Here is a 17,598-nt window from a genome sequence, read left to right as displayed (position 1 = left end):
AGGTTCACCTGCTTTTGAAACAGAAACGGAGGAAGACAGATGGCACAGGAATTTTCATTTGAGATTGTAGAAGAGATTGCTGTTCTTTCGGAAAATCCGAAGGGCTGGCGCAAAGAGTTTAATTTGGTAAGCTGGAACGGACGACCACCGAAGTTCGATATTCGTGATTGGGCACCAGAGCATGAGAAAATGGGCAAAGGTGTGACCTTGAGTAACGAGGAATTTGCTGCCTTGAAAGAGGCCATCCAAAAGATGTAGCAACCTGGCTGACTATTTTTTGGATTGAGCATGATGGTTATAGAAAAACAAAGTGAGGGAAAATCGATGATCAAAAGCATGACCGGATTTGGCAAAAGTCGAGAGGAAAATGACCGCTATACGGTAGAAGTCGAAGTCAAAAGCGTCAACCATCGTTTTTTGGATGTTCAAATTCGCAGTCCCAAACAGGTAAATCCATACGAAGGAACCATCCGCCAACTTATCAAAGAGCGGCTTCCTCGAGGGCGGGTAGAAGTCTTCGTTACAGTTAAAGAAACCGGCGATGATACCAAAGCCGTAACAGTTCACTGGGGCTTAGTGGATCAACTGGTGAAAGAGCTGAAAGCAGAAGCTGCCGCTCGCTATGGTGAAACAGATCTGGAAGTGGCCGCTATTTTGCAGCAGTTGGTGACCTTGCCGGATTTTGTAGAAATCAAAGAAGACAAGTCTGATGATACTGGTCTGGAGGAGCTTTTAGTAGCTGCCGTCAGTCAAGCTGCGGCACAAAATGCCAGCAGTCGCGAGCAAGAAGGTGCCGGCCTGGCAACCGTCATGCAGGAAAATCGCCAGACTATTGCCGATGCGCTTTCTCGCCTGCAGGAATTCGTGGCTATCTATGAAGAAGAATACCGGACACGGTTTGAGAAAAAGCTGCAGGATTATCTGGGTGAGACAGTGGATCAAGACCGCCTCCTTACTGAATTGGCATTGCTTTTGGAACGTGGAGACATCCATGAAGAACTGGACCGTTTGACAATCCACCTGCGAAAATTCGATGATTTGCTTGCTGCGACTGAACCCGTCGGTCGAGAATTGGACTTTTTGATTCAAGAAATGAACCGAGAAATCAACACAATCGGCTCCAAATCCGGTGCCATCGAGATCAAAGAACTGGTGGTACAAATGAAAACCACCGTTGAGAAGATCAGAGAACAAGTGCAAAATGTAGAGTAGCAGCTGATAAACAGACTGTGGACTGTATTTTTTTAAAAACAACTTCTTCGCATATCCTTCGCCAGATTCGCAGACTATCGATATAATATAGAAGAAGGTTGTTGCTGGCTGCACTCCGGACAGTTTCTGGGAGCACTCCGGCATAAGAGAAAGGCGGAAACAAGATGAAGTATTATGATGTGACTTTTCACGGTGTCAGTGGGCGTTCTGTGGTGAAGCGGACGGTTCCTTCCGAGCGGGATCCTTATGAAGCGTGGCAGGATGCTTGTGCTTTAGTAACAGACGATGAGATCCGCTTGTTGGTCAATGAAACCTATGTGACTATGCGACGGGAATTGATTTCCCGCATTGATGTGGAAGCGGTGACGGATCCGATTGATGAAGCCGAAACCCGCAAAGACGAGCTGCGCAATGTAATCAACACACTTTCTAACATGGGGCTGTAAAAAGCAATTGATTTTACCGGGAGAGGGCAACCTGTCCCGGTGATTTTTTGACTGCAGCTCATCTGCATAAACTGAAGGATCCGGCTGTTTTAAAAAAGGAAATTGGGTAGGCTATCAATAAAAAAAGAAAGTACCTTTTGAGGCCTGCTCAATTCAGATGAAGCAAAATCCTAAAGTTTTCACCAGTCTATGCAAGTCCCTCTTGAAACTTTTGCGAAAAAAGTGCAAAATAGACGAAAAGATAGACTGGCACAGTGTGGCGATTTTTTCCGCGGAAGCAGCGGCTTTTTTTTATTGAAAAGCACCAGTCAAACAGAAAGGACGAAACCATGTCAGATCGTGGGTTGTTGATCGTATTGTCCGGACCATCCGGAGTGGGCAAAGGCACTGTTAGAAGAGCGATTTTCGAAAGTGAAGATAATGATTTTCAATATTCCGTTTCCATGACTACTCGCCCGATGCGGGCAGGCGAAGTGGAGGGTGTGGATTACTATTTCCGGACCCGGGAGGAATTCGAGGCGCTGATTGCTGCCGGTGAGATGTTGGAGTATGCTGAGTATGTAGGCAATTATTACGGTACGCCACTGTCTTATGTACAAAAAACACTGGATGAAGGCAAAGATGTTTTCTTGGAGATTGAAGTTCAAGGCGCTCGTCAAGTGAAAGAAAAAGCTCCAGACGGCGTGTTTATCTTCTTGACCCCGCCGGATCTGCATGAATTGAAAAACCGGATTGTCAACCGAGGAACCGATGCGATGGAGATTATCGAAGAACGCATGCGGGTTGCCCGGGAAGAAATTGAAATGATGGCCCTGTATGACTATGCTGTTGTGAACGATGAAGTGCCTAAAGCGGTGGAACGTATCAAAGACATTATCGCCAGTGAACACTTTCGCGTCGACCGTGTGATCGGAAAATATATCAAAATGCTAGAGGAGATGTAATACGTTATGATGTTAAAACCTTCAATCGACAAATTGCTAGACCGTGTCAATTCTAAATATTCCTTGGTGATTCTGGCGTCAAAACGCGCCCACGAACTAGATGCCGGTGCTAAACCGACTGTAGATTCTTTTGAATCGGTAAAATCTGTGGGACAAGCTTTGGAAGAAATCGAATCTAAAACAGTAATCAATGATCCGCATCCAGAGATCAAACGTGCGCGTATCAAAATGGAAGAACAAGAACGTAAAGCACAACAAGAACAAGAAAAGAAAGAACTGGAGAAAAAAATCCGGGACGAACAAAAAATGTAAATCAGACCACCAGCTTCTAATTGTAACAATCAAAAAGCCCCATCCCTTCGATGCTAATTTGCCAAGAGGGATAGGGCTTTTTGTTTTGGATGAGAAAATAGCGTTCGATGTGTTAGTTAATTTTATCAGATTGATCGTCATCTTATAAAAGTATCAAGCAAAAAGTACTGTTTGAAAGTAATAATCATTATTAAACAAGATTATAAGCTGCTTTCTTTTTAATTAGTGACGAATGTCCTTAGAAAAGATACAATTAAAAAAACGGTTTCTTTAGGGGGCGGATAGCTATGATTTCAAAAAAAGATAGTGGCAATGCAAGGCTGCTATTACTGGTATCTATTATAAGTTTTGCTCTGTTGCTAATAATTTACTTTGTGAATTTTCGTGAACTCACACAACAACACTTAGCTATTTGCTTAGGGCTAATCCTCGTATCAGTCGTAAGCAGTGGCATAGCTTTTAAGAAAGGCGGAAATAGATATCTTGCAATTGGAATTGTTCTTCTGAATATCGCGTTAGTGTTGTTTGCCATATTGGCAACTATCATGTCGTTGCGAAATAACGGAAATTAATCAAGAAAACAGCTATTTCAGTCTACCGAGATTGGTGAAAAAGTTGATTCAAGAAAAGCGGTAGGACTTGGATAAGCTTTTACTCGATGTCCGCCAACAGCGATAAATCAATGAGGCCCGTTCATTCATTTACTGCTTTTACGGTAAGTTTCCTGTTGAGTTTTTGTTGCAAGAGGTGCAGATGTTCTGGGCTGAGGCCGGCTTGGCGAAAATAAGTGCCGGCATTTCCGTAATGGTGGGCCAGATGGTTCAAAAAGCGGCTCATGTTCTGGGCATCTGAGCGTAACAGTGTTGGGTCGATAGTGGTTTGAACCGATTGGAAGCGGCTGTCGGCAGCAAGAAAAGTATGGGTGACTTGGTAATCCGCGATGATGTCAGGGTAAGCTGCTTCTGCCAATTCTAAAAGCAGGGCAGCAACCACGCCGGTACGATCTTTGCCGGCGGCGCAGTGAAAGAGGGTAGCGCCGCTATTTTCAGCCAACAACTCAAAAATCAAACGCAACTGTGAGGAACGTTCTTCCAGCAGTCCGATATAGAAGTCGCCTAGATCAAAGCTGTGGCTTGACAGGTTTTGAGTCGCATCAGCCACGTCGCCAATCATCAGGGGGATATTGAAATATTGAATGGTTTCAGTCACAGGGTCAGGTTGCTGCAACAATTCTTCTGCTGAACGCAAATCAATGATGCGAGTGACGCCATAGTTTTGTAAAAATTGGATGTCAGGGATGCTTATGTTTTGGAGACCGTCACTTCTAAGAAATGTTTGCCAAGGGGTAGGGCCTGATGGTGTAGGAATACCACCTAAGTCGCGGGTGTTGAGGGTACCTGTCAAAGGCAGTCGAGTATAATGTTCCATGTGAAACTCCTCCAATTCTATTTTTGTAGTTTTTACCGTAGGGTCGGAAGCAAAATCGCAGCCGACCGTAACCTTCATTAACTTAAACTCATTTTTGTAGGGCAGTCTTTAGCGGCTGCTCTTTTTGAGACGTCCTATTAGAAGCTCCATTGTGACCATCGTCAAAAAGATGACTAAAATGATTGTGGAGATGCGGCCGTAATCGTATTTGCCGATAGCTTTGGTGAGCAGGGCGCCGATTCCGCCGGCTCCCACCATTCCAAGAGAGATGGACTCGGCGATGTTGCTTTCCAGTCGGATTGCCGTCCAAGAGAGGAACGGGTTCTTTAACCCTGGCAAAAGACCATGCCAGATAATCTGTCCCCAAGAGGCACCAGCGGCTTGCAAGGTTTCGATGATGGCTGGCTCTTGCTCTTCGATCGAGGCGATAAAAGATTTGGTGAGATAGCCGGTGGTAGGGAAAATCATTCCGATGACAGCAGCGGTATTGCCAAAGCCCAAGCTGGCGACGACGATCAAGATCCAGATTAAAGAGGGTACCGCCCGCACGAGGCTGACTAATCCTTTGATTACACCGGAAAATAGTGGCAGCGGGGCAGTGTTGGCAGCACCTAAAAAAGCCAGAAATAAAGATAAAATCCAGCCGATGGTCAGACCGGCAACTGCCAAAGCCAGCGAAACTCCTAACTGCGGGAGAATCTCCGGTAATGCGGCAATATCCAATACCATGAATTTACGGAGAATACGGCCGGCGAGTTTTCCCCGTTGCAAAAAAGTGGCTAAATCCATATTTAAAGCTGCGGTGCTGGTGAAAAATAAAACACTCAGCAACGCAATCAGTCCACTGCGAAACCATTGTTGGCGCTTTGGGGAAAGAGGAATAGTAGTAGAAGACATAGGTGATTTCCTTTCTGAAATGAGATTCGATAGCTGTCTAGAGGATTTTTTTCCGCAAACGGCTCACAGTGAATTCGGTCAATAAGACCATCACCACCAACATGACAATTAGAAACAAAGCTTCATGGTAGCGAAACAGTCGGATATTGGTCTGAATCATGATCCCAATCCCACCAGCGCCTACCATCCCCAAAATCGCCGAGGCTCGAATGTTGATCTCAAAGGAAAATAACGTCCAGTTCAGCCAAGCAGGAACGAACTCTGGCAACAAGCCGTGAAAGAGCACCTGTAGATAACTAGCCCCGCCAGCTCGCAAAGCCTCTAGCTTGGTGGCCCCAATCTCATCAATAGATTCAGCGTAGGAGCGAGCCAAAAAGCCCAGTGTTGCCAAGATCAATGCCAAAAGTCCAACGAGATTTCCAATCCCGAAAATATAAACCAACAAACTGGCCCAGACTAAAACGGGGATGTTTCGCAAAAAACTGATGAAAATCCGGACCAGCAGACGTAGCCCGCGAACAGGATTGGTTTGTTCGGACATCAAGAGTCCAAAAAACAGCGCTAAAAAGGCGGAGCAATAGGTTCCTACTACAGCAAACAAAACAGTTTCCAGCACCAGGGGAAGATAGCTGTTCAAGTTGGCGATTTTCATGGGCCAAAAATTCTCCCAAAAGAAGCGCAGAAAATCCGGAAAACCCGCCAGTGCAGTGAAAGGATTAACTTTTAGATAGGCAAAACTTGCGACAATCACTGCTAACACCAAGGAAATACCAGTAGTTTTCTTCAGCGCAGCTTCCTCTGACAAAGAAAGCGTTTGTGACTTTGCGACAGGAGTTTCTGGGTTATTCATAGTGCCAGGCCTCCTGTTTCTTTTGTCGCTGTGCTTAAAGCAGTTTCACTGGCGACAACCACGGTGCTATTGTCTAATGGGGCATGAAGCTCGGTAGCGTTGGGAATCGTTGCTTCATTCGGAGCAGTGGGGGTGATTTCCTTGATTGCTGCTTTATTGTCTTTGTTTTCAGTACCAGCAAGGGACATCTGCTCTTCTTTACCGGCGTAGATGGCAGCCGTAATCTTTGTACTCAGCGCTTCTGGAGGTCCGTCAAATACGATTTTCCCCTCTTTAACTCCCAGAATACGAGTGGCATATTGCTTGGCATAATCAACTTGATGCAAGTTGACGATGCAAGTGATCTGACGGCGGGTAGTGATGGTTTTCAGTTGATCCATGACGATGTCGGCGGATTTTGGATCCAAAGAAGCGATGGGCTCGTCTGCCAAAATCAGCTTAGGCTCTTGCATGAGGGCCCGACAGATACCGACTCGTTGCATCTGTCCGCCAGAAAGGTCACTGGCTCGTTGATAAATCTGATCTTCCAACCCCACTGTTTTCAGCAAATTCAGCGCTTGACTTCGTTCAATTTCCGGGTATAGGCCCAATAAAGACTTATAAAAAGGCATTCGGCTGAGCCGTCCATGGAGGACATTTTTGATGACGTTGGTGCGGCCAATAAGATTGTAATGCTGGAAAATCATGCCAATGTCGCCTCGTTTTTTTCGTAGCGCGCGGCCTTTCAAGCTGGTTAGCTCGCAACCGTCAAAATACACGGTGCCGCTAGTCGGTCGTACCAACTGGTTAATGGTCCGGATCAGGGTGGATTTTCCGGCTCCTGATGGACCAATCACCACGATAAATTCTCCTGACTGGACAGAGAGATTGATGCCGTCGAGGGCCAGCTTTTTACCATCGTAACTTTTCTTTAGATCGGTCAAACGCAGCAATTCCGTCATGCTTATTCCTCCTCAATTCCCAGTGTATCCACCATTTCTTTCACCACCGCGTAGTCGCTGTCATGTGCTTCAGTGAAGCGTACCTCGCCAGCACCATAAAAGGATTTGAAATAGTCGGCGTTGTCATAGCTTAGATAAAAGTCTTTCAGCTTCTTTTTGATGTTTTCGTCGAGATCTTTACGGACGACAAAGAGCGCATTGGGGATCACTTCAGTTTCACCGATAATTTTCAAGTCATTTTTTTTGATTAAGCCGGCGTTTGCCAGCATTGGGATTGTCTGGCCAGCCACGGCTGCCGCATCATAGTCTCCTTTGACGACTCCCAAAATGCTGGCATCGTGTTTGCCGGAATACGCAACGGTTTTGAAAAAGTAGCCAGGTGTTTCCAGTTTGCCCGTGTCTAGAGCCAAGTCTTTGACCAATGTAGCTTTTGGATACATGTAGCCGGAAGATGAGGCAGGGTCTACGAAAGCAAAATTTTTATCTTTCAGATCTTTCAATTCGTTGATGCTGCTGTTGTCTTCTCGAGTGATAAAAACTGTGCGGTAAGGTTCAGCTCCCATCGATGTAGTGGTCACCAGCGGCTCGGCGCCAGCAATCTTTTTGGCTTGGTAATAACTCATGGGGCTTACTAGAAGCACGTCTAACTTACCGGCTTTCAAAGCTTCGATTCCTACAGAATAATCAGCTCCCTCCATCTCTTCCACGGGTAAGCCGATTGCTTTTTCCATATCTTTGCGGAATCCTTCGTGCTTGGTTCCGGCATCAGGGTTATTTTCATCCGGCATCTGCACGATCGTAATTTTTTCTGGTGCGGCTGCCTGTGCCGTCTCAGATTGACCTTTACAGCCGGTTAACAGCAACAACCCCGCAGTCATAGCTAAACTTGCAACAAACATTTTCTTTTTCATTTTTGCACTTCTCCTTTTGATTGGTTGGGACGACAGCTGCTTGAAGCAGGTGTGTTAGCGAGCTGTGAACGATTGTAGTTTATAATGCTTCGAGGGCGGTTTCATCAATTTTCAGTTATGTTTGCGTAAAGAATGACGCCTTTTCTGTAAACGAACAGTAAAGGTTACTGTTGGATCGTTTTATGTAGCTTGCCAACGTGGTATTCTGGTAAGGCAACTAGCAATTAGCAAAGTAAGTAAATCAAAAGAAAAATAACTATCAAAATGTCTCGAATTATCGAATAGGTTTTCTGGCAGATGCCAAAAAAGTAAGGCAGCAAGGAATAAAAGCCTCTTTGGTCGTTTCAAGCAGCCGCTTTTTTTCGACTATCTATTCTCTAAGCTTCGCTAAAACCACAGGGGCAGATTTTCCCCTTTACAGACAAAAGCGTTTTTTTCCGTTATAATATGGAAGGATTTCTGCCGACAGTTTGAAGTTATGGTCTAAAAAAGGGCCGCTAAATGCTGTGACATACAAAATCATCAGAAAGGATGTGACCGTCAAATGCAGGAGTTTGCCAAAGTGATTGTAGATGTGCCGGCGATGCAGACGGACCAGCCTTTTACATACCATATCCCGGAAGAGCTGGCGACGCTGGTGCAAGTAGGTATGCGAGTGGAAGTGCCTTTTGGTAACGGAAATCGCCACATCCAGGGATTTGTGATCGACATCGTGGCTGATTCCATGACAGATGCGCCGTTAAAAGATATTGTCGGGGTGCTGGATTTGGCACCAGTAGTGAACACGGAACTGCTGGAGCTGGCGGATTACATGAAAGAGCAGACCTTTGCCTTCAAGATTACTTGTTTGCAGACGATGCTGCCAGCGGTAATGAAAGCTGAATACCAGAAGTTTGTGCGGGTCACGGATTTGGCCGCTGCCCAAAGTGCCGGACTGCCTTTGGATCTGCTGGATCAAGAAACCGGCGAATTGGAATGGAGCCAAGCTGAAACTGCCGGTGTATTGCCGGCACTTTTGCGGCTGCGGCAAGCTGGGGCAGCGGAGATTCGCTACCAGGTGAATAAAAAAAATAAGGTCAAGATGATGCGACTGGTGAAGCCTTTGATTGCAGGTGCAGAACAAGCGCAGGTCATCAAAAGCCAACTGCGAGCCGGCGCCAAACGTAAAGAACAGCTATTGGATTTGCTGGTGCAAGCAGCCGGAACCGAGCTGCCGGTGAAGCATTATACAGATGCGGGAATCAGCAATGTCAATTTGAATCAAGGCGCACAAGCGGGCTGGTTACGTTATGCAGAAGTCGAAACCTATCGAGATCCCTTTGCTCATCGGGAGTTTGCGACGACTACAGCGTTGTCTTTAAATGCCCAACAGCAAGCTGCCGCTGAGGCGATTCTAGCTGCCGCAGCTAAAGATGAGCCCCAGACTTTTTTGCTGGAAGGTATCACCGGGTCGGGCAAGACAGAAGTGTATCTGCAGACCATTGCAGAAGTGATGGCGAATGGCCGCACTGCCATCATGCTGGTACCAGAGATTGCCTTGACGCCCCAGATGGTGGAGCGCTTCAAGAGTCGCTTAGGGGATGCGGTGGCCGTTTTACACAGCGGGTTGTCCCAAGGAGAAAAATACGACGAATGGCGCAAGATTGAACGAGGAGAAGCTCAAGTTGTCGTGGGGGCGCGCTCTGCTATTTTTGCACCACTGGAAAATATCGGCTTAATCATCGTGGACGAAGAACATGAGGCCACTTATAAACAAGAGGAAACACCCCGGTATCACGCGCGCGATTTGGCTATCTGGCGCAGTCGCTATCATGGCTGCCCCGTAGTGTTGGGCAGTGCGACACCATCACTGGAATCGCGGGCCCGGGCGCAAAAAAACGTCTATACCCTGTTGCCTTTGAGCCACCGTGCGAATCCTGATGCGGCACTTCCCACGGTTGAAATCGTAGACATGAAAGACGAATACGCCAAAAAAAATCCCGGCAACTTTTCCCAAGTGCTAAAAGATAAGATTGCCCACCGGTTGGCTAACGATGAACAAATCGTGTTGCTTTTAAATCGTCGCGGCTATTCCAGCTTTGTGATGTGCCGAGATTGCGGGCATGTGGTGGATTGTCCTAATTGTGACATTTCATTGACGCTGCATATGGATGTCAAACGCTTGCGTTGTCATTATTGTGGTCATGAAGAACGGATTCCTGATGTCTGTCCCAGCTGTGGCAGCCGCAAGATTCGCTACTACGGCACCGGGACTCAAAAAGTTGAAGAAGAACTTCAGGGTATCTTCCCCGAAGCCAAAATTTTGCGGATGGACGTGGATACCACTCGTAAAAAAGGGGCCCACGAACGGATTTTAAAAGCGTTTGGAGAAAAACGTGCCCAGATTCTTTTGGGGACACAAATGATCGCCAAAGGATTGGATTTTCCCGACATCACTTTGGTAGGCGTATTGAATGCTGATACCGCCTTGAATCTGCCGGACTTTCGTTCCAGTGAGCGGACTTTTCAACTGTTGACACAGGTGAGCGGGCGAGCCGGACGAGCCCAAAAAGCCGGCGAAGTCGTGATTCAGACGTTTAACCCTGGTCATTATGCGATTCAATTGGCACAACAGCAGGACTATGAAGCTTTTTACCGCCAAGAGATGGGGATGCGTCACCGCAGCGGCTACCCGCCTTATTATTTTACGGTGAAGATTACTGTCAGCCATGAAGAAGAACAGGAAGCGGCGCGGGAAATCTTTGCCATCACGCGGGATTTGTCCAGTGAGCTCAGTCCGCAAGCGGTGTTGCTTGGCCCGACGCCGGGAACTGTGGCACGGGTGAAAAATCGTTATTATTACCAATTAATTATCAAATATAAAAAAGAGCCCCATTTACAAGCGGCGCTCAAACGACTGCTGGCTGACAGTCAGCAAGCACAGCGACGAGGGCTGTTGATTGCCATTGACAACGAACCGTTGAATTTCATTTAGAGTAAGTGACAAGGACCCGCCAGCCAAATTTGCAGCTGAGGCCTTGCTAAAAAAACGCCCGCTTGTCATTAGAGAATAATTTGACAAAGAGCGGGGACAGATTGGAGTACGAAGCACCTATGATATTACCTTTAGTGTTACATCCTGATGACCATCTGCGGCGGGAAAACGCCGAGATTACTGAAATTACCGAAGAGCTGTGGGACTTGTTGGACGACCTTCACGACACCATGATCGCCCATGACGGGGTTGGTTTGGCGGCGCCGCAAGTTGGACGCAATGTCCGTGTGGCAGTGGTGGAAGCCGAAGAAGGCGACCTGATTGAGCTGATTGATCCGGTGATTATTGATAAAAAAGGCAGTGATGTGGATGTGGAAGGCTGTTTGAGTATTCCGCATGTCTATGGCACTGTAGCGCGAGCCGATGAAATCACTGTTCGCTACTACGACAGAGACGGCGACGAGTTGGAAATGACCTGCTACGACTTTCTGGCGCGGGCAGTTCAACATGAAATCGACCACTTGGATGGCGTGCTGTTCATCGACAAAATGATTGAACGCATCCCAGAAGATCAGTTGGAAAGCTATATGGAAGATCAAATAACAGAAGAAATTGTCGAAGAATTGGCGCAAGACTTAACAGAAAGCACCGCAAATGGCGAGACAGCCAAATTCACTGACAATGACGAAATGCCAGATACCAACATTTTGAAAATGACGGACGTTGATGAGAGTAACCACAATCAGCGCCGTAACTCTGATGGCAATAACGATACGTTTCAAAAGGAGGATGACTGAGATGACGAAAATCGTATTTATGGGAACGCCGGCCTTTTCAGTGCCGATTTTGGAAGGCTTGGTGCAAGAAGAGTATGAAGTCTTGGCCGTGGTGACCCAACCTGATCGTCCAGTGGGGCGCAAACGGGTTCTGACGCCACCGCCAGTCAAAGAAGCTGCGGTTCGATTGGGCTTGGAAGTCCTCCAACCGGAAAAAATCAGTGGCTCTCCCGAAATGGCACGCATCAAAGAGTTGGCCCCTGACTTGATCGTGACAGCAGCCTTCGGTCAATTTTTACCGGAAAAACTGCTGCAGGTGCCGCGCTTTGGTGCCGTCAATGTCCATGCCTCCTTGCTGCCGAAATACCGCGGGGGTGCGCCAGTGCATTATGCCATCATCAATGGTGACGATCGGACCGGCGTTACCATTATGGAAATGATTAAGAAGATGGATGCCGGGGCTATTTACAGCCAGGCGGAACTTCCCATCACCAAAACCGACGATGTAGGAACAATGTTTGATAAATTGAGCCTATTGGGACGGGAGCTGCTGTTGGAAACCTTGCCGAAATTATTGCAAGGAACCCTCACCAAAATCCCTCAAGACGAAGAAAAAGTAACCTTTTCACCAAATATTACTCGTGAACAAGAAGAACTTGATTGGCAGAAAACAGCTGTGGAAGTGGACTGTCAGGTACGGGGGATGCGGCCGTGGCCCATCGCCTTCACCACGTATGAAGGAAGTCGCTGGAAACTTTGGGCAGTGACGCCGCTTGCAGAAGAAACCACGTCAGCCACTCCAGGTACAGTCATTAAAAAAGACAAGCAAGACCTGTGGATAGCTTGTGGTCAAGGAACTGTCTTGAGTATTACGGAGTTACAACCTGCTGGTAAAGGCCGCCAACAGATCCGGGAATTTTTGAACGGCGTCGGCCAGCAAGTGGCTGTCGGCCAAAAAGTGGGAGGCTGAGGATTCATAATGGATGATGTAAAACAACCCCAGCGCAAGCCGCGTTCTCGTGCAGCTGCTAAACGCCCGCCTCAAGCACTGCGGCATTCTGCTCGATTGGCAGCATTGACTGCTTTAGAACGCGTAGCCAAAGGTGGCGCCTATTCCAATCTGCTCGTCAGTGAAGTCGCCAAAAGCGGACAGTTGGCCGACAAGGATCAGCGGCTGATGACCGAGATCGTTTACGGGACAATCGCCCGCCAGCAGCTTTTGGATTACTACTTGTCCCCTTACTTGAAACACGCAAAAAAAGTCGAGGACTGGGTGCGCTTATTGTTGCGCTTATCAGTCTTTCAAATGCTGTATCTGGACAAAGTGCCGGATCACGGAATTTTAAACGAGGCTGTCGAGATCGCCAAATTTCGCGGCAATCCCGGCACAGCAAAATTCGTCAACGGGGTCTTGCGTAACTTGCAGCGGCAGGGAATCCCTGAGTTGGCTGCTATCAAAGATCCGACTGAACGTCTGGCAACGGAAATTGCCATGCCTATTTGGTTGACCGAAAAATTGATCCAGCAAATCGGTATCGAAGCCACCCGTAAACTGGGACTGTCTTTATTTGAGCCAAGCCATGTTTCTGCTCGAGTAGATACTCGTTTTGTATCGCGAGAAGACGCCATTGATTCCTTGAAAGAAGACGGTATTGAAGCTCGAGAATCCGTGGTTTCGCCCTATGGACTCGTGGCGGAAAAAGGCTTTTTAGCAGGCAGCTTACTCTTTAAAATTGGGCGCCTTACCGTCCAAGACGAAAGTTCCATGTTAGTGGCACCGATTTTGAACCCGGCACCTGACAGCCAAGTGCTGGATGCTTGCGCAGCACCCGGGGGGAAAACAACCCATATCGCTACGTTTTTGGATAAGAACCAAGGGGGCAAAGTCGTCGCCTTAGACATTCACCAACAAAAAGTGGCGTTAATTGATGAAAATGCTGCTCGACTACAGGTTTCCGATGTGGTGGAAGCTCGGCAGATGGATGCACGTCAAGTACACGAAAATTTTGCACCGGAAAGTTTTGATCGAATCTTGATCGATGCGCCCTGTTCCGGACTGGGACTGATGCGTCGCAAACCAGATATCAAATACGGCAAGACAGCGGCAGATTTTGCCCGCCTTCCTCTGATTCAGCGGGAAATTTTAGAAAGTTGTGCGCCTGCTCTGAAAAAACAAGGTATACTGGTTTACAGCACGTGTACGATTGCAGAAGAAGAAAATCAACAGGTAGTGGCGGCATTTTTGGCAGAACATCCGGAGTTTGAACTAGCGGAGCTGCCTGTTGCTGCGCCACTGGCAGAAGCTGTCAAAGATGGGATGCTGACCTTGTATCCAGACCGCTTCATGACCGACGGCTTTTTCATCAGCTGTCTGAAAAAAAGAGGCTAGTAAGCAGCAATGTAGAGCTGCCGGTAATTAGGCAGTTCATGGGCTATACCTGACAGCCGGTCTGTGGCTCACCAGCCCGCCTGTTTTCAAGGCTCGATGAAGGTCAAACTAGTTGTATACTACGTGATTCAGGCGTTCCCACAGGGCGGCGCTACCGATTTGTTTTAGGAGGTACTGTTATTCATGGAAATCGCATTTCGTTCCGATATCGGACAACGACGCACCAGTAATCAAGACTACGCTGATGCTTTTACTAACCAACAAGACGTCACATTGGCGCTCTTGGCAGACGGAATGGGGGGCCATCAAGCGGGAGATCTCGCCAGCCGCTCGACAGTTGAAGATTTGGGTACTCTTTGGGAAGCCGGTCAGCTGACAGATCCCGAGAAAGCTTCTTCTTGGATGGTAAAACACATTCAAGAAGAAAACCATGTCATTTATGAAAAAGGCCAAGAGCAAGCAGAGACCACTGGCATGGGCACCACTATTGTCGCCGCGGCTTTGTTTAGCGATTGTTACGTCATCGGCCATGTCGGTGACAGCCGTGCCTATTTGTTTCGAGATGGTCAGTTAAAACAGCTGACCGAAGACCACTCACTGGTCAATGAGCTGGTGCGTTCCGGTGAAATCACGAAAGAAATGGCCGCTACTCACCCGCGACGCAATGTCTTAACTCGTTCAGTCGGTATGCCCGGCGATGTGGAAGTCGACGTCACTGAAATCACCGCCCAAGCCGACGACATTTTGCTGTTGTGTTCCGACGGCCTCACCAATATGGTGTCAGAAGCCGATATCCAGACGGTGCTCCATGTGGATGCTCCACTGGCGGAAAAAGCCGATACTCTGATTGCCGCAGCCAATGAAGCCGGCGGAGTGGACAATATCACGGTCTTCTTGATCGCTAAAGGAGGCAGTCTGTCATGATTGAAATTGGCAAGAAAATCAACGGCCGTTACAAAATCATCGGCAATATCGGCTCCGGCGGTATGGCCAATGTTTACCTGGCCCAGGATTTGATTTTGGATCGGGAAGTCGCCGTCAAAGTCTTGCGTTTTGACTTCCAAAACGATCAAGCCGCTATTCGCCGCTTTCAACGAGAAGCACTGGCCTCTACCGAACTGGTGCATCCCAACATCGTTTCTGTCTATGATGTCGGTGAAGAAGACGGCATGCAATACTTAGTGATGGAATACGTGAAGGGCATGGATTTGAAACGCTACATCCAGACCCATTATCCAATTCCTTACTTAACAGTAGTAGAGATCATGCAACAGATCTTGTCAGCTATCTCATTGGCGCATCAGCACCGCATCATTCATCGGGACTTGAAACCGCAGAATATCCTGATCAATGAAGACGGCGTAGTAAAGATCGCTGATTTTGGTATCGCCATCGCTTTGAGTGAGACCTCTATCACCCAGACCAACACCATGTTGGGATCGGTTCATTACCTGTCACCGGAACAAGCCCGTGGTAGTATGGCTACCAATCAGTCAGACATTTATGCTATCGGGATTATCTTGTACGAGATGCTCTGCGGGAAAGTGCCGTTTGACGGGGAATCAGCTGTGACCATTGCCTTGAAGCATTTTCAAGAAGAAATCCCTTCAGTGCGCATCTATGATCCCAACGTCCCGCAATCGCTGGAAAATATCGTCCTGCATGCCACAGCCAAGGATCCCGCTGATCGCTACAAAAACGCTGATGAAATGTACAATGATCTTTCGACTGCACTGCAACCAAATCGCTTGAACGAGCCTCGTTGGCAGCCCCACTCGATGTTGGATGAGACCCGGCAGCTGACACCAATCAGCGGAGACACCGGAACTTACACTTCGGATGGAGCGACTACCGTCGGCCAACTCACCGGCAAGATTCCAACTGCCGCAGCGAGTAATTCGATTGGCAATACTCAGCCGCTTTCACCAGTACCGCCAACAGAGAATGCCACTGGCGACGAACCGAAAAAGAAACGTCGCAAATGGTGGCTGATCCCGCTTTTACTGGTAATCTTAGCCGGCGGTGGGTTAGCCTATGCCGTCTTTGGTGGCGGTAGTGGCGAAATTACCGTTCCCGATGTGGAAAATCTGACAGAAGCCGATGCCCGCAGTAAGTTGACTGAGGCAGGGTTGAAAGTTGCCGATAAGAGCATGGAGCTGTCCAGCGACACCATTGAGACTGGTCGAATAGTGAAAACCGATCCCGCCAGCGGAGACAGCGTCAAGAAATCTGCCGAGGTGACCCTTTACGTATCCATCGGTGCCAAAAAGATGACCATGGCCGATTACACCGGTGAAACCAAAGAGGACGCCGTCGAAAAACTAAAGCAGGTGGGCTTTAAAGAAAGTGCCATCAGCTTTAAAGAAGAGTATAGCGACGAAGTCAAAGCCGGAAAAGTCATTGACCAAGACCCAGCTGCCGACACCGAAGTCTCCCCAAAAGACGACACAGTAGAACTGACTATCTCGCTAGGTGTGAAACCAATTATCATGCCAGACTTCATCGGCCTGTCAGAAGATCGCGTAGTCGCTGATTTGACCTCCAACGGCGTCCGCAGCGAAGACATCGACGTGCAATATGAATACGACGACAATATCAATAAAGGCGGTGTCATTCGTCACACCCCTTCCAAAGGCCAAGAAGTCATCCCGGGACAAACCAAAGTCACACTGGTCGTCTCCAATGGCAGCAGCCGCTTGACCTTAGAAAACCTGGCAGGATTAAGCGAGACAGAAGCCGATAACAAGCTGAAACAACTCCAACTGGAAGCTGTCACCGGTAACGCCGAATACTCCGATACCGTGGCAGAAGGCAAAGTTATCCGTACCGAACCCAGTGCCGGCAGTCCTGTCAATATCGGTGACAAGGTCAGCCTGATTCTCTCTAAAGGCAAAGAGCCGGAACCGGAAGAAGAATCCTTTACCGTGAAATATACCGCTAGTTTCACCGGTAACAGCACGCAACAGACCGATACCAGCTCTGGTGGCGAAACGTCAGCCGCCGCAACCCAGGACATCACCATTTGGTTGAAAGACAAAGAACACGACAAAGAAGAAGTCGCCAACTTCACCGTCACAGAAGGCGGCCGCGAACAAACCGGCAGCTTTACCGTCACCATCAAGAAAGGTGAATCCGCCACCGTCTACTACCAAAGAGCAGACGGCAAAGAAGGCAGCCAAAAAGTCAGCGGCGAAACGACGATTGCGGTGCCTTAATAGAAAATGATTATATAGAAGAAAACAAGCCTCAGATATTGGATCTGGGGCTTGTTTTGCGTTTTGAATAGCTTGCAACTGTGAAAAGTCATCCTACCCCATGAGTTAGACAGATAGTAAGGCAGAAAAGAAAAATGAAACGGCTATATTAAAAAATACAAAGATTTTTAAAATCCCAGGGTCTGTCACTAGGTTCTTATAAAAATAAAATTTAATATCGTTCCGTTTTTTTAAAATAGTACAATCTTTCGGTTAATAAATCAGTCGATTTTTCCTATTAATAGCAAAATAGAGAGGATTTTT

The 17,598-nt window shown here is 47.7% G+C and carries 15 protein-coding genes and 1 pseudogene; 11 read left to right on the top strand and 5 right to left on the bottom strand.

Going from position 1 to position 17,598, the window contains the following annotated elements:
• Positions 1 to 39: 39 nt before the first annotated feature.
• From BAU14_RS11380 to rpoZ, 5 genes are all read left to right on the top strand, one after another.
• Complete coding sequence (locus BAU14_RS11380) at positions 40 to 258, top strand: YdbC family protein (RefSeq protein ID WP_161900238.1); 219 nt, start codon at positions 40 to 42, stop codon at positions 256 to 258.
• A gap of 69 nt (positions 259 to 327) precedes the next feature.
• Positions 328 to 1,212 carry a YicC/YloC family endoribonuclease gene (locus BAU14_RS11375; protein ID WP_161900422.1) on the top strand — a complete coding sequence of 295 codons (885 nt, stop codon included), beginning with the start codon at positions 328 to 330 and terminating at the stop codon, positions 1,210 to 1,212.
• A 164-nt stretch (positions 1,213 to 1,376) separates the two neighbouring features.
• Positions 1,377 to 1,658 (top strand): hypothetical protein, encoded by a 282-nt coding sequence (locus BAU14_RS11370; protein WP_161900237.1) that lies wholly within the window; start codon positions 1,377 to 1,379, stop codon positions 1,656 to 1,658.
• A 329-nt stretch (positions 1,659 to 1,987) separates the two neighbouring features.
• Complete coding sequence (gene gmk / locus BAU14_RS11365) at positions 1,988 to 2,602, top strand: guanylate kinase (protein ID WP_161900236.1); 615 nt, start codon at positions 1,988 to 1,990, stop codon at positions 2,600 to 2,602.
• Between the two features lie 6 nt (positions 2,603 to 2,608).
• Positions 2,609 to 2,914: a DNA-directed RNA polymerase subunit omega gene (gene rpoZ / locus BAU14_RS11360; protein WP_161900235.1), complete on the top strand. Its 306-nt coding sequence runs from the start codon at positions 2,609 to 2,611 to the stop codon at positions 2,912 to 2,914.
• A gap of 693 nt (positions 2,915 to 3,607) precedes the next feature.
• Here rpoZ and BAU14_RS11355 read toward each other — a convergent pair.
• From BAU14_RS11355 to BAU14_RS11335, 5 genes are all read right to left on the bottom strand, one after another.
• Positions 3,608 to 4,342 carry a tyrosine-protein phosphatase gene (locus BAU14_RS11355; protein ID WP_161900234.1) on the bottom strand — a complete coding sequence of 245 codons (735 nt, stop codon included), beginning with the start codon at positions 4,340 to 4,342 and terminating at the stop codon, positions 3,608 to 3,610.
• 108 nt (positions 4,343 to 4,450) lie between these two features.
• On the bottom strand, positions 4,451 to 5,239 hold the full coding sequence (locus BAU14_RS11350; protein ID WP_161900233.1) for a PhnE/PtxC family ABC transporter permease: 789 nt from the start codon (positions 5,237 to 5,239) through the stop codon (positions 4,451 to 4,453).
• A gap of 37 nt (positions 5,240 to 5,276) precedes the next feature.
• Positions 5,277 to 6,089, bottom strand: a complete 813-nt coding sequence (gene phnE / locus BAU14_RS11345) for a phosphonate ABC transporter, permease protein PhnE (protein WP_161900232.1) — start codon at positions 6,087 to 6,089, stop codon at positions 5,277 to 5,279.
• Positions 6,086 to 7,030, bottom strand: coding sequence for a phosphonate ABC transporter ATP-binding protein (gene phnC, locus BAU14_RS11340; protein ID WP_161900231.1), 945 nt, complete (start codon positions 7,028 to 7,030; stop codon positions 6,086 to 6,088). Before phnC ends, phnE begins: the two co-directional genes overlap by 4 nt.
• A 2-nt stretch (positions 7,031 to 7,032) precedes the next feature.
• Complete coding sequence (locus BAU14_RS11335) at positions 7,033 to 7,941, bottom strand: phosphate/phosphite/phosphonate ABC transporter substrate-binding protein (protein WP_161900230.1); 909 nt, start codon at positions 7,939 to 7,941, stop codon at positions 7,033 to 7,035.
• Between the two features lie 544 nt (positions 7,942 to 8,485).
• Here BAU14_RS11335 and priA point away from each other — a divergent pair.
• The 6 genes and pseudogenes from priA to pknB all read left to right on the top strand — a co-directional run bounded on the left by priA (position 8,486) and on the right by pknB (position 17,295).
• Positions 8,486 to 10,915, top strand: coding sequence for a primosomal protein N' (gene priA / locus BAU14_RS11330; protein WP_161900229.1), 2,430 nt, complete (start codon positions 8,486 to 8,488; stop codon positions 10,913 to 10,915).
• A gap of 119 nt (positions 10,916 to 11,034) precedes the next feature.
• A pseudogene (def, locus tag BAU14_RS11325) lies at positions 11,035 to 11,523 on the top strand (peptide deformylase); the annotation flags it as partial.
• Between the two features lie 190 nt (positions 11,524 to 11,713).
• Positions 11,714 to 12,661: a methionyl-tRNA formyltransferase gene (gene fmt, locus BAU14_RS11320; RefSeq protein WP_161900227.1), complete on the top strand. Its 948-nt coding sequence runs from the start codon at positions 11,714 to 11,716 to the stop codon at positions 12,659 to 12,661.
• 9 nt (positions 12,662 to 12,670) lie between these two features.
• The gene (rsmB, locus tag BAU14_RS11315; RefSeq protein WP_161900226.1) at positions 12,671 to 14,080 is read left to right on the top strand and encodes a 16S rRNA (cytosine(967)-C(5))-methyltransferase RsmB; all 1,410 of its coding nucleotides are present in this window, start codon (positions 12,671 to 12,673) and stop codon (positions 14,078 to 14,080) included.
• Between the two features lie 183 nt (positions 14,081 to 14,263).
• A complete protein-coding gene (locus BAU14_RS11310; RefSeq protein ID WP_161900225.1) occupies positions 14,264 to 15,004 on the top strand; it encodes a Stp1/IreP family PP2C-type Ser/Thr phosphatase in 741 nt (246 codons plus the stop codon).
• Entirely contained in the window at positions 15,001 to 17,295 is a 2,295-nt protein-coding gene (gene pknB, locus BAU14_RS11305) for a Stk1 family PASTA domain-containing Ser/Thr kinase (RefSeq protein WP_161900224.1), read from the top strand. Before BAU14_RS11310 ends, pknB begins: the two co-directional genes overlap by 4 nt.
• The last annotated feature ends 303 nt before the right edge of the window (positions 17,296 to 17,598 follow it).

The organism is Candidatus Enterococcus leclercqii (assembly GCF_009933135.1).
GTDB lineage: Bacteria > Bacillota > Bacilli > Lactobacillales > Enterococcaceae > Enterococcus_C > Enterococcus_C leclercqii.
Note: the sequence above shows the minus strand (reverse complement) of the source record. Positions and strands in the feature narration are given on the sequence as shown.

Excerpts from the sequence above, each read along its gene's own strand:
- phnC (WP_161900231.1), bottom strand. The coding sequence starts at position 7,030 with ATGACGGAATTGCTGCGTTTGACCGATCTAAAGAAAAGTTACGATGGT.
- phnE (WP_161900232.1), bottom strand. The coding sequence starts at position 6,089 with ATGAATAACCCAGAAACTCCTGTCGCAAAGTCACAAACGCTTTCTTTG.
- fmt (WP_161900227.1), top strand. The coding sequence starts at position 11,714 with ATGACGAAAATCGTATTTATGGGAACGCCGGCCTTTTCAGTGCCGATT.
- priA (WP_161900229.1), top strand. The coding sequence starts at position 8,486 with ATGCAGGAGTTTGCCAAAGTGATTGTAGATGTGCCGGCGATGCAGACG.
- BAU14_RS11350 (WP_161900233.1), bottom strand. The coding sequence starts at position 5,239 with ATGTCTTCTACTACTATTCCTCTTTCCCCAAAGCGCCAACAATGGTTT.
- rpoZ (WP_161900235.1), top strand. The coding sequence starts at position 2,609 with ATGATGTTAAAACCTTCAATCGACAAATTGCTAGACCGTGTCAATTCT.
- BAU14_RS11355 (WP_161900234.1), bottom strand. The coding sequence starts at position 4,342 with ATGGAACATTATACTCGACTGCCTTTGACAGGTACCCTCAACACCCGC.
- BAU14_RS11335 (WP_161900230.1), bottom strand. The coding sequence starts at position 7,941 with ATGAAAAAGAAAATGTTTGTTGCAAGTTTAGCTATGACTGCGGGGTTG.
- gmk (WP_161900236.1), top strand. The coding sequence starts at position 1,988 with ATGTCAGATCGTGGGTTGTTGATCGTATTGTCCGGACCATCCGGAGTG.
- BAU14_RS11310 (WP_161900225.1), top strand. The coding sequence starts at position 14,264 with ATGGAAATCGCATTTCGTTCCGATATCGGACAACGACGCACCAGTAAT.
- BAU14_RS11380 (WP_161900238.1), top strand. The coding sequence starts at position 40 with ATGGCACAGGAATTTTCATTTGAGATTGTAGAAGAGATTGCTGTTCTT.
- rsmB (WP_161900226.1), top strand. The coding sequence starts at position 12,671 with ATGGATGATGTAAAACAACCCCAGCGCAAGCCGCGTTCTCGTGCAGCT.
- pknB (WP_161900224.1), top strand. The coding sequence starts at position 15,001 with ATGATTGAAATTGGCAAGAAAATCAACGGCCGTTACAAAATCATCGGC.
- BAU14_RS11370 (WP_161900237.1), top strand. The coding sequence starts at position 1,377 with ATGAAGTATTATGATGTGACTTTTCACGGTGTCAGTGGGCGTTCTGTG.